12 protein-coding genes are annotated in these 13473 nt (G+C 71.9%); 5 read left to right on the forward strand and 7 right to left on the reverse strand.

Going from position 1 to position 13473, the window contains the following annotated elements:
• Positions 1-31 precede the first annotated feature (31 nt).
• Positions 32-457: an OsmC family protein gene (locus ACFW48_RS16320; RefSeq protein WP_386315144.1), complete on the forward strand. Its 426-nt coding sequence runs from the start codon at positions 32-34 to the stop codon at positions 455-457.
• Positions 458-461: 4 nt separating this feature from the next.
• Here the strand turns inward: ACFW48_RS16320 and narI are convergent, their stop codons facing one another.
• The 6 genes from narI to ACFW48_RS16350 form a co-directional block, all read right to left on the reverse strand.
• A complete protein-coding gene (gene narI, locus ACFW48_RS16325) occupies positions 462-1184 on the reverse strand; it encodes a respiratory nitrate reductase subunit gamma (RefSeq protein ID WP_386315146.1) in 723 nt (240 codons plus the stop codon).
• Positions 1181-1675 (reverse strand): nitrate reductase molybdenum cofactor assembly chaperone, encoded by a 495-nt coding sequence (gene narJ / locus ACFW48_RS16330; RefSeq protein ID WP_386315147.1) that lies wholly within the window; start codon positions 1673-1675, stop codon positions 1181-1183. The genes narI and narJ overlap by 4 nt, the downstream gene beginning before the upstream one ends.
• Before the next feature lie 4 nt (positions 1676-1679).
• Positions 1680-3275 carry a nitrate reductase subunit beta gene (gene narH / locus ACFW48_RS16335; RefSeq protein ID WP_386315149.1) on the reverse strand — a complete coding sequence of 532 codons (1596 nt, stop codon included), beginning with the start codon at positions 3273-3275 and terminating at the stop codon, positions 1680-1682.
• Positions 3275-6970 (reverse strand): nitrate reductase subunit alpha, encoded by a 3696-nt coding sequence (locus tag ACFW48_RS16340; RefSeq protein ID WP_386315151.1) that lies wholly within the window; start codon positions 6968-6970, stop codon positions 3275-3277. Before ACFW48_RS16340 ends, narH begins: the two co-directional genes overlap by 1 nt.
• A gap of 111 nt (positions 6971-7081) precedes the next feature.
• A complete protein-coding gene (locus ACFW48_RS16345) occupies positions 7082-7897 on the reverse strand; it encodes an SAM-dependent methyltransferase (protein ID WP_386315152.1) in 816 nt (271 codons plus the stop codon).
• Positions 7898-8017: 120 nt separating this feature from the next.
• Positions 8018-8881 carry a helix-turn-helix domain-containing protein gene (locus ACFW48_RS16350; protein ID WP_386315154.1) on the reverse strand — a complete coding sequence of 288 codons (864 nt, stop codon included), beginning with the start codon at positions 8879-8881 and terminating at the stop codon, positions 8018-8020.
• A gap of 218 nt (positions 8882-9099) precedes the next feature.
• Between ACFW48_RS16350 and ACFW48_RS16355 the strand changes: the two genes are divergently transcribed.
• The gene (locus ACFW48_RS16355) at positions 9100-9525 is read left to right on the forward strand and encodes a hypothetical protein (protein ID WP_386315156.1); all 426 of its coding nucleotides are present in this window, start codon (positions 9100-9102) and stop codon (positions 9523-9525) included.
• Here ACFW48_RS16355 and ACFW48_RS16360 read toward each other — a convergent pair.
• Positions 9507-10322, reverse strand: coding sequence for a helix-turn-helix domain-containing protein (locus tag ACFW48_RS16360; RefSeq protein ID WP_386315158.1), 816 nt, complete (start codon positions 10320-10322; stop codon positions 9507-9509). The genes ACFW48_RS16355 and ACFW48_RS16360 overlap by 19 nt on opposite strands.
• Before the next feature lie 122 nt (positions 10323-10444).
• On the opposite strand from ACFW48_RS16360, the gene ACFW48_RS16365 reads away from it, so the two are divergent.
• The 3 genes from ACFW48_RS16365 to ACFW48_RS16375 all read left to right on the forward strand — a co-directional run bounded on the left by ACFW48_RS16365 (position 10445) and on the right by ACFW48_RS16375 (position 13458).
• The gene (locus tag ACFW48_RS16365; protein ID WP_386315159.1) at positions 10445-10750 is read left to right on the forward strand and encodes a 4a-hydroxytetrahydrobiopterin dehydratase; all 306 of its coding nucleotides are present in this window, start codon (positions 10445-10447) and stop codon (positions 10748-10750) included.
• A gap of 5 nt (positions 10751-10755) precedes the next feature.
• A complete protein-coding gene (locus ACFW48_RS16370; RefSeq protein WP_386315161.1) occupies positions 10756-11496 on the forward strand; it encodes a class I SAM-dependent methyltransferase in 741 nt (246 codons plus the stop codon).
• Between the two features lie 87 nt (positions 11497-11583).
• On the forward strand, positions 11584-13458 hold the full coding sequence (locus ACFW48_RS16375; RefSeq protein WP_386315163.1) for a rhamnogalacturonan lyase: 1875 nt from the start codon (positions 11584-11586) through the stop codon (positions 13456-13458).
• The last annotated feature ends 15 nt before the right edge of the window (positions 13459-13473 follow it).

The raw sequence follows: 13473 nt of genomic DNA on the forward strand, positions 1-13473 counted from the left end.
GGTACAGCAAGCGAATTCGAGAGGACCCGCCGTGGCAACCACGCGCTCCGCACACACCGTCTGGGAAGGCAACCTGCTCGAGGGCAACGGTGTCGTCACCTTCGACTCGTCCGGCATCGGCGAGCAGCCGGTGTCGTGGCCGTCGCGCGCCGAGCAGGCGAACGGCAAGACCAGCCCGGAAGAGCTGATCGCCGCCGCCCACTCCAGCTGCTTCTCCATGGCGCTGTCGCACGGCCTGGCCGGCGCCGGCACCCCGCCCACCAAGCTCACCACCTCCGCCGACGTCACCTTCCAGCCGGGTGAGGGCATCAAGGGCATCCACCTCACCGTGGAGGGCACCGTCCCCGGTCTCGACGAGGACGCGTTCACCGCCGCCGCCGAGGACGCCAAGAAGAACTGCCCGGTCAGCCAGGCCCTGACCGGCACGACCATCACCCTCACGGCGAAGCTGGCCTAGCCGGTCAGGAGCCCGCGCGCTCCCAGCCCCGCCGGTCCGGGCGCGGCCCCAGCTGCCTGGGGTCGCGCGACCGGTACACCACGTACGGCCGGACCAGGTACCGCACCGGCGCGCTGAACATGTGCACGAGCCGGGTGTAGGGCACCAGCGCGATCAGCGCCATCCCGATCACCGCGTGCACCTGGTACAGCACCGGCACCCCCACCATCAGCTCCGTCTTCGGCTGGAGGGTGAACAGGCTGCGCGACCACGGCGCGATGGTGTGCCGGTAGTCGTAGCCGGTGCCGGAGGAGTGCGCGAGCTTGGCCACCATGCCGAGGACGATCGCGCCGAGCAGGAAGACGTACATGACCTTGTCGTTGGCGGTCGTCGCCCGGAACACGGGCGCGTTGGTGCGCCGCCGGTAGATGAGGATCAGGATGCCGGCGACCGCCAGCACCCCGGCCGCCGTGCCGCCGTACAGCGACAGAAGGTGGTACGCGTGCTCGCTCACGCCCACCGCGTCCGTCCACGACTCGGGGACGAACAGCCCGACGAGATGGCCGACCAGCACGAACAGGATGCCGTAGTGGAACACGGGCGAGGCGATGTTCAGCAGCTTCGACTCGTAGAGCTGCGAGGACCGCGTCGTCCAGCCGAAGCGGTCGTAGCGGTGCCGCCAGATCAGACCGGCGACCAGCAGGGCGAACGCGGCGTAGGGCAGCACGCCCCAGAGGAAGGCGGTCACGGGCGGGCTCCGGTGGGTGCGGGCGGCAGGGTGGCGCACACGGCGTCCAGGACGCACGCGTAGGGCGTGCCGAAGGCGGTGAGCCGGGAGCGGAGCTGGTCCAGGGCGTCGCGGTGCTCGGTGAGCATGCCGATGTCCCCGGTGCGGGAGGCGAACTCCAGCACCGCCGGGAGGAAGTCGGGGAGTTCCTCGTCGGTGAACTCCAGGCCGTGGGCGCGGTACAGCTCCTTGAAGCGGACCAGCGACATCCCTCGGTTGCGGGTGTCGCCGTCGGTCCACCAGCTCAGGTACAGGCTGTGCCGGTTCTTGAAGTCGAAGACCTCCACGTAGTGGGCCTGGAGCTCGCCCTGCGGTGTCATGGCCGCGTGGTCGGTGAAGCCGCGCAGTTGCGGCGCGGCCTCGCGCAGCAGGGGCAGCCGGGCGCGGAAGTCGTCGTCGGGATACGTCAGACAGAGCGCCGCCGCCTGGTAGAGCACCTCGAACCCGGGCATCGGATCAGACCTCCCTCTCGTCGTCCGTGGTCTGCCGCCTGCGCAGGATGTGGAAGTTCTCCACCGGCACCAGCGGCAGCCTCTTGCGTCCCGAGTCCTGGCCGAACGGCCCGTCGCCGCCCATGCCGGGCCCGCCGTCCGTGTCCAGGCTGCACGTGTCCGGGAGGGCCGACGCCTCCAGCCGGTGCGCGTCCCCGACGGCCGCCGTCGGGATCACGTACCGCTCCTCGTACTTGGCGATCGCCAGCAGCCGGTACATGTCCTCGATCTCCTGGGGACGCATCCCGACGCCCGCGCAGACGGCCGGGTCGGGGTCCTCGCCGAGGTTGATCGCCCGCATGTGGGAGCGCATCGCCGCCAGCTTCTCCAGCGACGCCCGCACGGGGCCGACGTCGCCCGCCGTGAACACCTCCGCCAGGTACTCCAGCGGGATCCGCAGCGTGTCGATCGCGCCGAACAGGTTGCCCGGGTCCTCGCCGTCGTGCCCGGTCTCCGTCAGCGCGTCCACCACCGGCGACAGCGGCGGGATGTACCAGACCATCGGCATGGTGCGGTACTCCGGATGCAGCGGCAGCGCCACCCGGTACTTGCTCACCAGCGCGTGCACGGGGGAGCGCCGGGCCGCCTCCAGCCAGTCGAACGGGATCCCCGCCTCCTCCGCCGCCCGCCGCACCCCGGGGTCCTCGGGGTCCAGGAAGACCCCCAGCTGTGCCTCGTACAGCTCCTGCTCGTCGGGCGTGGAGGCCGCCTCGGTCACCTTGTCGGCGTCGTACAGCACGACCCCCAGGTACCTGAGCCGTCCCACGCAGGTCTCCGAGCAGACCGTCGGCTGCCCGACCTCGATGCGCGGGTAGCAGAAGGTGCACTTCTCGGCCTTGCCGGTGCGGTGGTTGAAGTACACCTTCTTGTACGGGCATCCCGTCACGCACATCCGCCAGCCCCGGCAGCGGTCCTGGTCGACCAGGACGATGCCGTCCTCCGAGCGCTTGTACATCGCCCCGGACGGACACGACGCCACGCACGACGGGTTGAGACAGTGCTCGCAGATGCGCGGCAGGTAGAACATGAAGGTCTCTTCGTACGCGAACCGCACCTTCTGAGAGGCCTGCTCGCGGGTGCGCTCCACCATCGGGTCGAGGTCGCCGTAGGCGGGGGCGCCGCCCAGGTCGTCGTCCCAGTTCGAGGACCAGCCGATCTTCATCGGCTTGCCGTCGAGCTGGGAGACGGGCCGGGCCACGGGGTAGTCGCTGCCGAGCGGGGCGTCGGTGAGGTTCTTGTAGTCGTACGTCCAGGGCTCGTAGTAGTCCTTGATCTCCGGGAGCCTCGGGTTGGAGAAGATCCCGGCGAGCTTCCTGAACCGGCCGCCCGCCTTGAGCTTCAGCGCGCCCCGCCGGTTCAGCTCCCAGCCGCCCCGCCACTTCTCCTGGTCCTCGTAGCGGCGGGGGTAGCCCTGGCCGGGGCGGGTCTCGACGTTGTTGAACCAGACGTACTCCATGCCCCGCCGGTTGGTCCACGCCTGCTTGCAGGTGACCGAGCAGGTGTGGCAGCCGATGCACTTGTCGAGGTTCATGACCATGGCGACCTGGGCCATCGGGCGCATCAGTACTCGACCTCCTGGCTGCGGCGGCGGATCACGGTGACCTCGTCGCGCTGGTTGCCCGTCGGGCCGAGGTAGTTGAACGCCCAGGACAACTGGGCGTAGCCGCCGATGAGATGGGTCGGCTTGAGGATCAGGCGGGTGAGGGAGTTGTGGATGCCGCCGCGCTTGCCGGTCGTCTCCGCGAGCGGCACGTTGACCGTGCGTTCCTGCGCGTGGTGCATGTAGACCGTGCCGGGCGGCATGCGGTGCGAGACGATCGCGCGGGCGACGACCACGCCGTTTCGGTTGACGGCCTCGATCCAGTCGTCGTCGGCGACGCCGATCGCGTCCGCGTCCTTCGTCGACATCCAGATGGTCTGGCCGCCCCGGGACAGCGCCAGCATGAACAGGTTGTCCTGGTACTCGGAGTGGATGGACCACTTGTTGTGCGGGGTGAGGTAGCGGACCGTCACCTCCCGGTGCCCGTCCGGGCCGAGCTGCGGCTCGCCGAACAGCCGGCTCATGTCCAGCGGCGGCCGGTACACCGGCAGCGCCTCGCCCAGCTCGTGCATCCAGTCGTGGTCGAGGAAGAAGTGCTGGCGGCCGGTGAGGGTGTGCCAGGGCTTGAGGTGCTCGGTGTTCAGCGTGAACGCCGTGTAGCGGCGTCCGCCGGCCTCGCTGCCCGACCACTCCGGCGAGGTGATCACCGGTACGGGCGCCGCCTGGGTGTCCGCGTACGTGATCCGCTTGCCCTCGTGCTCGGCGGCCAGGTGGGCCATCCGCTGCCCGGTCTTCGCCTCCAGCGTGTGGAAGCCCTGGACGGCCAGGTGTCCGTTGGTCGTGCCGGAGAGGGCCAGGATGGTGTTGGCGGCCTTCACCGCCGTGTCCAGCGCCGGACGCCCGTCGGCGGGGCCGCCGCGCACCGCGCCGTTCATCTGCCGCAGTCGGTCGACCTCCTCATCAGGCTTCAGGGTGATGCCCTTGGCGGGCAGGCCCTTGGCCTCCACCAGCGGGCCCAGCGCCGCGAACTTCGCGCCGATCGCCGTGTAGTCCCGCTCCACGACGACGAGGTTCGGCAGGGTCTTCCCCGGCTCCGGAGCGCACTCCCCGCGCCGCCAGTCCCGTACGACCCCGCCCGGCTGGGCGATCTCGCCCGGGGTGTCGTGCTGGAGCGGCGCCGCCACCAGGTCCTTGCGCACCCCGAGATGACCGACGGCCAGCTCGCTCAGCTTCTCCGCCAGCACCTTGAACGTGTCGAAGTCGGTCCGCGTCTGCCACGGCGGATCCACGGCCGGGGAGAAGGCGTGCACGTAGGGGTGCATGTCCGTGCTGGACAGGTCGTGCTTCTCGTACCAGGTCGCGGCGGGCAGCACCACGTCGGACAGCAATGTGGACGAGGTGTGCCGGAAGTCCAGCGACAGCAGCAGGTCGAGCTTCCCCTCGGGCGCCTCGTCGTGCCACACCACGTCCCGGGGGCGCTCGTGGGGCCCGGCCTGCTCGGCGCGCAGCGAGGAGTGCGTGCCCAGCAGGTGCTTGGTGAAGTACTCGGCGCCCTTCGCCGACGAGCCGAGCAGGTTGGCCCGCCACAGGGTCAGGACGCGCGGCCAGTTCCGCGGCGCGTCCGGATCCTCGCAGGCGAACCTCAGCGTGCCCGCCCGCAGTTCGGCCACCGCGTTCGCCACCGGGTCGCCGAACGTCTCGCCCAGCTCCAGCGGGCTGCGGTCGAAGGTCGGGTACGACGGCATCCACCCCGTACGCGCCGACAGCGCCAGGCAGTCCGCGCCCGTCATGCCCTCGAACCGTCCCTCGCCCAGCGGGGAGGCCAGCACGTCGGAGCCGAACCGGTCGTAGCGCCACTGGTCGGTGTTGAGGTACCAGTACGCGGTGCCGATCATCTGGCGCGGCGGGCGCGACCAGTCCGACGCGGCGGCCAGCGACGCCCAGCCGGTCACCGGACGGCACTTCTCCTGCCCCACGTAGTGCGCCCAGCCGCCGCCGTTGCGGCCCTGGCAGCCGGTCAGCTGGAGCAGGGCGAGGAAGGCGCGGTAGATCGTCTCGGAGTGGAACCAGTGGTTGGTGCCCGCGCCCATCAGGATCATGCAGCGGCCCTTGGAGCGCTCGGCGGTCCGCGCGAACTCCCGGGCGATCCGCACACAGGCCGCAGCAGGTACCGAGGTGTGCGTCTCCTGCCAGGCGGGGGTGCCGGGCGCGTCCGCGTCCTCGTACGATTCCGGCCAGTCGCCCGGCACCCCGGGCCGCGCCACGCCGTACTGCGCCAGCAGCAGGTCGAACACCGTCGTCACCAGCGGTCCGGTCGCCCCGCCCAGCCGTGTCGCGGGCACGCCCCGTGTGACGATCTCCCCGCGGCCCTGCGCGTGCGCGCCGCCCTCGGTGTCGAAGCGGGGGAGCAGCACCTCGACGCCCGACGCCATCTCGTGGCCGTGCAGGCTCAGCCGGGGCCGTACGTCGCCCAGGTCCAGGTTCCACTTCCCCTGGTCCGCCTCGTTCCAGCGGAAGCCCAGCGAGCCGTTGGGGACGACCGCGCGGCCCGACGCCTCGTCCAGCACGACCGTCTTCCAGCGGGCGTCCTCACCCTCCTGCCCCAGGTCGGCCGCGCGCAGGAACTTCGCCGGGACGTACGCCCCGTCCCGCTCGGTCAACGTCACCAGGAACGGCAGGTCGGTGAAGCGCCGCACGTAGTCGTCGAAGAAGGGGGTGACGCGGTCGACGAAGAACTCCTTGAGGACCACGTGCCCCATCGCCAGGGCCAGCGCGCCGTCCGTGCCCGGGTGCGGGTGCAGCCACTGGTCGGCGAACTTGGTGTTGTCGGCGTAGTCGGGGGAGACGACCACGACCTTCTGGCCCCGGTAGCGGGCCTCCGCCATCCAGTGCGCGTCCGGGGTCCGCGTCACCGGCACGTTGGAGCCCCACATGATCAGGTACGCCGCGTCCCACCAGTCGCCCGACTCCGGCACGTCCGTCTGGTCGCCGAAGACCTGCGGGGACGCCACGGGCAGGTCGGCGTACCAGTCGTAGAACGACAGCATCGGGGCGCCGATGAGGGAGTGGAAGCGGGCGCCCGCCGCGTGCGACACCATCGACATCGCGGGGATGGGGGAGAAGCCCGCGATGCGGTCGGGGCCCTGGGTGCGGATGGTGTGGACGTGGGCCGCGGCGACCATCTCGACCGCCTCGTCCCAGCTCGCCCGCACCAGGCCGCCCTTGCCCCGCGCCCGCTGGTAGCGGCGCCGGCGCTCCGGGTCGTCCTGGATGTCGGCCCAGGCCAGCACCGGATCCGACAGCCGCGCCTTCGCCTCCCGGTACATCTCTAGGAGCACCCCGCGCACGTACGGGTAGCGCACCCGGGTCGGCGAGTACGTGTACCAGGAGAACGCCGCCCCCCGGGGGCAGCCGCGCGGCTCGTACTCGGGGCGATCCGGGCCGACCGACGGGTAGTCCGTCGCCTGGGTCTCCCAGGTGATGATGCCGTCCTTGACGAACACGTTCCAGCGGCAGGAGCCGGTGCAGTTCACGCCGTGCGTGGAGGTCACGACCTTGTCGTGGCTCCAGCGGTCCCGGTAGAAGGCGTCCGCCTCCCGGCCGCCGACCAGCCCGATGCTGTGCAGGTCGGGCGCCGCGGTGCCGGGCCGGAAGAACCGTCCCGCACGCAGCAGCGCCGCGCCCGGCTCGGTGGGCGGTGTCCGCGTGTCGGTCACGTGCGCTCCCTTGATCGCCCAGGCCCTGGCTTTCGAACCTAGGGGCGGGCGCGGGAGCGCACCCGTTCGCGGGGCCCGTACGGGTCAGGGGGCGACGGCTCCAAGGCCCCGTCAGACCTTGCGCGCCACCCCCGCGTACACCGGCACGATGCCCTCCGCCTGGGCCGCCACGTCCTCCGGGTCCGGCCGCCACCCGGTGACCGGGATGACGCCCGGGCCCAGCAGCTCCAGGCCGTCGAAGAAGCGCGCGAACTCGGTCAGCGAGCGCGGGTGGAACGGTGTGCCGTTGCGAGTGAACAGACCGGCGGCCTTGCCCACCGCCTCGGGGTTCAGATCGGGCGTGACCTGCGACAGGACCAGGTAGCTGCCGGGCGCGAGGGCATCGACGTACCGCCCCAGCAGGCCGTGCACGTCGTCGCCGTCGACCGCGTCGCCGAGGTAGTGCGTCAGGGCCACCAGGGACAGGGCGACCGGGCGGCCGAAGTCCAGGGACTCGCCCGCCAGCCGCAGGATCCGGTCCGGATCGCGGACGTCGGCGTGGACGTACTCGGTGGACCCCTCCGCCGAGCCGTGCAGCAGCGCCTCGGCGTGTCTGAGCACGATCGGGTCGTTGTCGGCGTAGACGACCCGCGCCTCGGGCGCCACCGCCTGGGCCACCTGGTGCAGGTTCGGCTCGGTGGGGATGCCGGTGCCGATGTCCAGGAACTGGCGGATCCCGGCCTCGGCGAGCGTGCGGACGGCCCGGTGCATGAACCGGCGGTTGGCGCGCGCCCCGCGCACCGCCGTGCCGTCCGCCGCGAGGATCCTGCGGGCCAGCTCCTCGTCCACCGGGTAGTTGTCCTTGCCGCCCAGCCACCAGTCGTAGACGCGGGCCGGATGCGGCCGGCTGGTGTCGATGGGAGCGGGGGTGGCGTCGGATCCGGTCATGCGGTGTCGTCTCCTCTGGGCCTGGTGGGCTGGTGCCTGCTGTGCCGGGGCCTGGTGCGCTGTGGCCTGGTGTGTGCGGGGCCTGGTGTGTGCGGGGCCTGGTGTGTCCGGGGCGCCGGATCAGAAGTTCTCGCGGTACTCGCGCAGGACCTTCTCGGTGCGCTGGGTCGAGCCGGCACGTGCCGTCATGTGGTCCAGGACCTCCAGGTGGGCGGAGACCTCCGCGCGGGAGTCCAGGTACAGGGCACCGGTCAGATACTCGGTGAAGACCATGTCGGGCAGTTCCGGCTCCGCGAACCGGAAGAGCGTGAACGGCGAGTACGTTCCGGGGTGCGGCCCGTCCTCGAACTCGGCGACCTGCAACGTCACCCGGTCCCGTGTCGAGAACTCCAGCAGCTTGTCCAACTGGTCGCGCATCACCCGGCCGTCGATGCTCACCGGGCGCCGCAGCACCGTCTCGTCCATGACCACCCACAGGTGGGGCGGTTCCGCGCCCTCCAGCAGCCGCTGCCGCTCCATGCGCAGCGACACGTGCCGCTCGACGGCGTCCCGGCCCGCGTTGCCGATCGTCCCGGCCTCCAGGACCGAGCGTGCGTAGTCCTCGGTCTGCAGCAGCCCCGGGATGAAGTGCGGCTCGTAGGAGCGGACGATCCGTGCCGCTCCCTCCAGGCTCACGTACATGCTGAACCAGTCCGGCAGCACGTCGTGGTACCGCTGCCACCAGCCCGGCTGGTTCGCCTCCTCGGCCAGCGCCACGAACGCCGAGACCTCGTCCGCGGGCACCCCGTACGCCGTCAGCAGGATCTGGACGTACGGTATTTTCAGGGCGACCTCGGCCATTTCCATGCGCCGCACGGTCGCCGGGGCCACCCGGAGCACCTTGGCGGCCGCCTCGCGTTTGAGGCCCGCCGTCTCCCGGAGTTCCTGCAGCCGTCTGCCCAGGACCACCTGGCCCACGGTGGGTGCGGCCCGCCGCTCACTCACGCCACGCCTCCCCAACGCGCCCAAGACTCACCGCAGTCTGTCATGTCCCGCCGCCGGTCTCACAGGGGTGGTCTTGGGTCAACGTCATTACCCGCCGGGTAATCGACCGGGCACGGCCGGGGCGGGATCGTGGAGTCACCGGGTGCCGGACCGGCGCACTCCGGCCCGGCACCCGGCTCCACGCAGCCCTGCCCCGACCCGACGGAGGGTGACTCGTCATGACCACGAACCAGCCGACCGCACTCGCCCGCACCGCCGAACCGCAGCCGATGCTGCGCCGCTTCCTCGCCCTCGACGCGGTGGTGACCGGCGCCAACGCGCTCGCCTACCTCGCGTTCTCCGGGCCGCTGGGCCGCTTCCTCGGCGCCGGTCCGGGGCTGCTGCTCGGCCTCGGCGCGTTCCTCGCGGTGTACGCCGGATGCGTGGCCCTGCTGGCCGCGCGACCCCGGCCGTCGGCCCTCGGGGTACGGGCGGTCGTGGACGCCAACCTCGCCTGGGCGGCGGTCAGCTTCGTCGCCATCGGCCTGTGGCTGACGCCCACCACGGCGGGCGCGGTGTGGACGGTGCTCCAGGCGCTCACCGTCACCGGGTTCGCGCTGCTCCAGTACACCGCGCTCAGGCGGCGTCAGGACAGCAGCGTGTGAAGGTACTTGACCGTCGACGGGTCGGCCGGGAGCAGCGTCTCGATGGCCAGCTCGGCGACGGTCACGTCCATCGGCGTGTTGAAGGTGGAGATGGACGAGATGAAGGACAGGGTCCGGCCCTCGTGCTCGATCTGCATCGGCAGCGCGAAGTACGGCACCGGCTCGGCCGGCTCCTCACCCGGCGCGGTGTCCGGCACCGGATACGCCGCCACCTCCTCGTACAGCGCCCGCAGCGGCTCCGAGCGGTGCAGGGCGATCTGCCGCTCCATCTGCTCCAGCAGGTGCCCGCGCCACTCGGGCAGATTGCGGATGCGCGGCGCGAGGCCCTCCGGGTGCAGGGTCAGCCGCATCGCGTTCAGCGGCGGCTCGAGCAGATGCTCCGGTACGCCGTCCATCAGCAGCAGGATGCCCCGGTTGGCGGCGAGCACCTGGTACGTCGCGTCCACGACCAGCGCCGGATACGGCTCGTAACCCCGGATCAGCCGCTCCATGCCCTCGCGCAGGGCGTCCAGCGCCGGGTCGTCCAACGGCGTCTCCGGATAGTGCGGGGCGTAACCGGCCGCGAGCAGCAGCGCGTTGCGCTCCCGCACGGGGACGTCGAGGTGCTCGGCGAGCCGCAGCACCATCTCCTCGCTCGGCCGGGAACGGCCCGTCTCGATGAAGCTGACGTGCCGCGCGGAGGAGTCGGCGCGCAGCGCCAGCTCCAGCTGGCTGACCCGACGCCGCACCCGCCAGGCCCGCAGCAGCGGGCCCACGCCCTGGGCGGTGGGGGCGGTGGGGGACATGAGTGCGGTCATACTCAGAACGGTAGCCGACGGCCGTTCGCGCCGGGACCGGTCGGCGCTCCTGACCAGGGCCCCGACGGCCGCGTTGTGGCAGGCTGGAGAGGCAACCACCGCCCAGGACAGGAGCGCAGCCCATGCCCGTCGAACCGCTGTCGCGGAAGGAGATCGAGGAGCGGCTGGCCGAGCTGCCGGGCTGGTCCCTCGACGACGGCCGCCTCACCCGTTCCTACCGGCTCGCCTCGCACTTCGCGGCGACCGCCATGGTCGTCCACATCGCCCAGGTGCAGGAGGAACTCGACCACCACTCCGACCTGGCCCTCGGGTACAACACGGTCTCCCTGGCCGTGCACACCCACAGCGCGGGCGGCGCCGTCACCGAGAAGGACGTCGAGCTCGCCCGCAGGGTGGAGGACCTGGCCGCCGGCCATGGGGCACACTGACGGACGTGCTCGACTACGACAGGGAAGCGGAACGGTACGACGCCTCCCGTGGCGGCGAACCCCGCGCCGCGGCCGCCGCGCAGGCCCTACTGAGCCTCGTACCGCGGCAGGCGCGCAGCCTGCTCGACGTCGCCTGCGGCACCGGCATCGTCACCCGGCGCCTCGCCGCCGGCCGGGAGGGCATGCGCGTGACCGGCGCCGACCTCGCCCCCGCCATGGCCCGCTACGCCGCCGCCCGGCTGCCCGGCGCCGTCGTGCTGGCCGACAGCCGCCGACTGCCCTTCCGGGACGGGGAGTTCGACGCGGTCAGCAGCGTGTGGCTGCTGCACCTCGCCGGCGGTGACGAGAACGTGCGGGCGATCATCGGCGAGTGCGCACGCGTCCTGCGACCCGGCGGAGTGTACGTGACCACGGTCGACAAGGGCGCCTCGCACAACGTGGGCAGCGACATCGACGCGGTGCTCGCCTCCCGCCCGCCGAGCACCGCGCACGACGCCGCCGACCTCGTCGAGGCCTATGCCCGCGCGCACGGCCTGGCCCCGGCGGGACAGGCCCGCTTCACCGGCCACGGCCAGGGCCGCAGCCCGCGCCGCACGGTCGCCGACCTGCGGCGCGGCTGGTTCGTCACGCTGCCGCCGGGCGACCCGCGCGCCGAGCACTTCGCCACCCGGCTCGCGTCCCTCCCCGACCAGGACCGGCCGCGCCCCGACCCGGTGTTCACGCTGAGGGCGTTCAGCAAGCCGTGAACAGGCGGCCACGGGGCGGCAACCTCCGCGCCACCGGGGGCGACTGAGAGACGGAGACTCCCCCCGCCCTCTCAGGAGGCACCCCACATGAAGCTCCCGCACCCCCACCGCAGACACCGCGTCGTCCTGCCCGCCCTCGCCGCCGCGGTGGCTCTGGCCGGCACCGCGCTGACGGCCCTCACCCCCGACACCGCCGAGGCCGCCACGGCCCGGCAGGTCGAGGCCCTCGACCGGGGCGTGGTCAGCGTCCACACCGGCGACGGCAACCTGGTCGGCTGGCGCTGGCTCGGCACCGACCCGGACAACGTCTCGTTCAACGTCTACCGGGCCGGCACGAAGGTCAACCCCAGCCCGGTCACCGGCTCCACCACCTACTTCCACTCCGGCGCCCCCTCCCACGCCGACTACACCGTCCGCGCGGTCGTGAACGGCACCGAGCAGGGCGACTCGGTCCACGCCATCCAGTTCCGGGCCGGCTACAAGGACGTCCCCATCAGCCCGCCCTCCGGCGGTACCACCCCCGACGGCGTCTCCTACACCTACGAGGCCAACGACGCCTCCGTGGGCGACCTCGACGGCGACGGCGCACTCGACATCGTCCTCAAGTGGCAGCCGACCAACGCCAAGGACAACTCCCAGTCCGGCCACACCGGCAACACGATCGTCGACGGCGTCAAGCTCGACGGCACCCGGCTGTGGCGGGTCGACCTGGGCCGCAACATCCGCTCCGGCGCCCACTACACCCAGTTCCAGGTCTACGACTACGACGGTGACGGCCAGGCCGAGGTCGCCATGAAGACCGCCGACGGCACGAGGGACGGCACCGGCGCGGTGATCGGCAGCTCCTCGGCCGACCACCGCAACTCCTCCGGCTACATCCTGTCCGGCCCCGAGTACCTGACCATGTTCAACGGGCGGACCGGCAAGGCCATGGGCACCGTCGACTACGTCCCCGCCCGGGGCAACGTCTCCTCCTGGGGCGACTCCTACGGCAACCGCGTCGACCGCTTCCTGGCGGGCACCGCGTACCTGGACGGCTCCCGTCCCTCACTGATCATGGCGCGCGGCTACTACACGCGCTCGGTGATCGCCGCCTGGGACTGGCGCGACGGACGGTTCACCCGCCGCTGGACCTTCGACACCAACTCCTCCACCAACGCGGGCAAGGGCTACGACGGCCAGGGCAACCACCAGCTGTCCGTCGCCGACGTCGACGGCGACGGCAGGGACGAGATCGTCTACGGCGCGATGGCCGTCGACGACAACGGCCACGGCCTGTGGACCACGAGGAACGGCCACGGCGACGCCATGCACGTCGGCGACCTCGACCCGTCCCGCGCGGGCCTGGAGGAGTTCAAGGTCGACGAGGACAGCTCGAAGCCCTCGTCGTGGATGGCGGACGCGCGCACCGGCCAGATCATCTGGTCCACCGGCGCGAGCGGCGACAACGGCCGGGGCGTCTCGGCCGACATCTGGCCCGGCAGCGCGGGCGCCGAGTCCTGGTCGTCGGCGGAGAGCGGCATCCGTAACCCGAAGGGCACGGTCGTCAGCGGCCGCAAGCCCTCCAGCGCCAACTTCCTGTCCTGGTGGGACGGCGACCCCGTCCGCGAACTGCTCGACGCCACCCGCATCGACAAGTACGGCACCTCCGGCGACACCCGCCTCCTCACCGGCTCCGGCGTCGCCTCCAACAACGGCACGAAGGCCACGCCGGTCCTGGCCGGTGACATCCTCGGCGACTGGCGCGAGGAGGTCGTCTGGCGCACGAGCAACAACACGGCCCTGCGGATCTACTCCACCCCGCACGACACGGACACCCGCATCACGACCCTCCTCCACGACACCCAGTACCGCGCGGCCCTGGCCTGGCAGAACACCGCTTACAACCAGCCCCCGCACCCGAGCTTCTTCATCGGCGGCGGGATGGCGACGGCGCCCAGGCCGACGGTGTACACGCCCTGATCCAGGTCCGCCTCT

Origin of the sequence: Streptomyces sp. NPDC058812, assembly GCF_042744565.1 — a bacterium.
Classification (GTDB): Bacteria; Actinomycetota; Actinomycetes; order Streptomycetales; family Streptomycetaceae; genus Streptomyces; species Streptomyces thinghirensis.

Excerpts from the sequence above, each read along its gene's own strand:
- ACFW48_RS16360 (WP_386315158.1), bottom strand. The coding sequence starts at position 10,322 with ATGACCGCACTCATGTCCCCCACCGCCCCCACCGCCCAGGGCGTGGGC.
- narJ (WP_386315147.1), bottom strand. The coding sequence starts at position 1,675 with ATGCCCGGGTTCGAGGTGCTCTACCAGGCGGCGGCGCTCTGTCTGACG.
- ACFW48_RS16355 (WP_386315156.1), top strand. The coding sequence starts at position 9,100 with ATGACCACGAACCAGCCGACCGCACTCGCCCGCACCGCCGAACCGCAG.
- ACFW48_RS16365 (WP_386315159.1), top strand. The coding sequence starts at position 10,445 with ATGCCCGTCGAACCGCTGTCGCGGAAGGAGATCGAGGAGCGGCTGGCC.
- ACFW48_RS16375 (WP_386315163.1), top strand. The coding sequence starts at position 11,584 with ATGAAGCTCCCGCACCCCCACCGCAGACACCGCGTCGTCCTGCCCGCC.
- narH (WP_386315149.1), bottom strand. The coding sequence starts at position 3,275 with ATGCGCCCGATGGCCCAGGTCGCCATGGTCATGAACCTCGACAAGTGC.
- ACFW48_RS16345 (WP_386315152.1), bottom strand. The coding sequence starts at position 7,897 with ATGACCGGATCCGACGCCACCCCCGCTCCCATCGACACCAGCCGGCCG.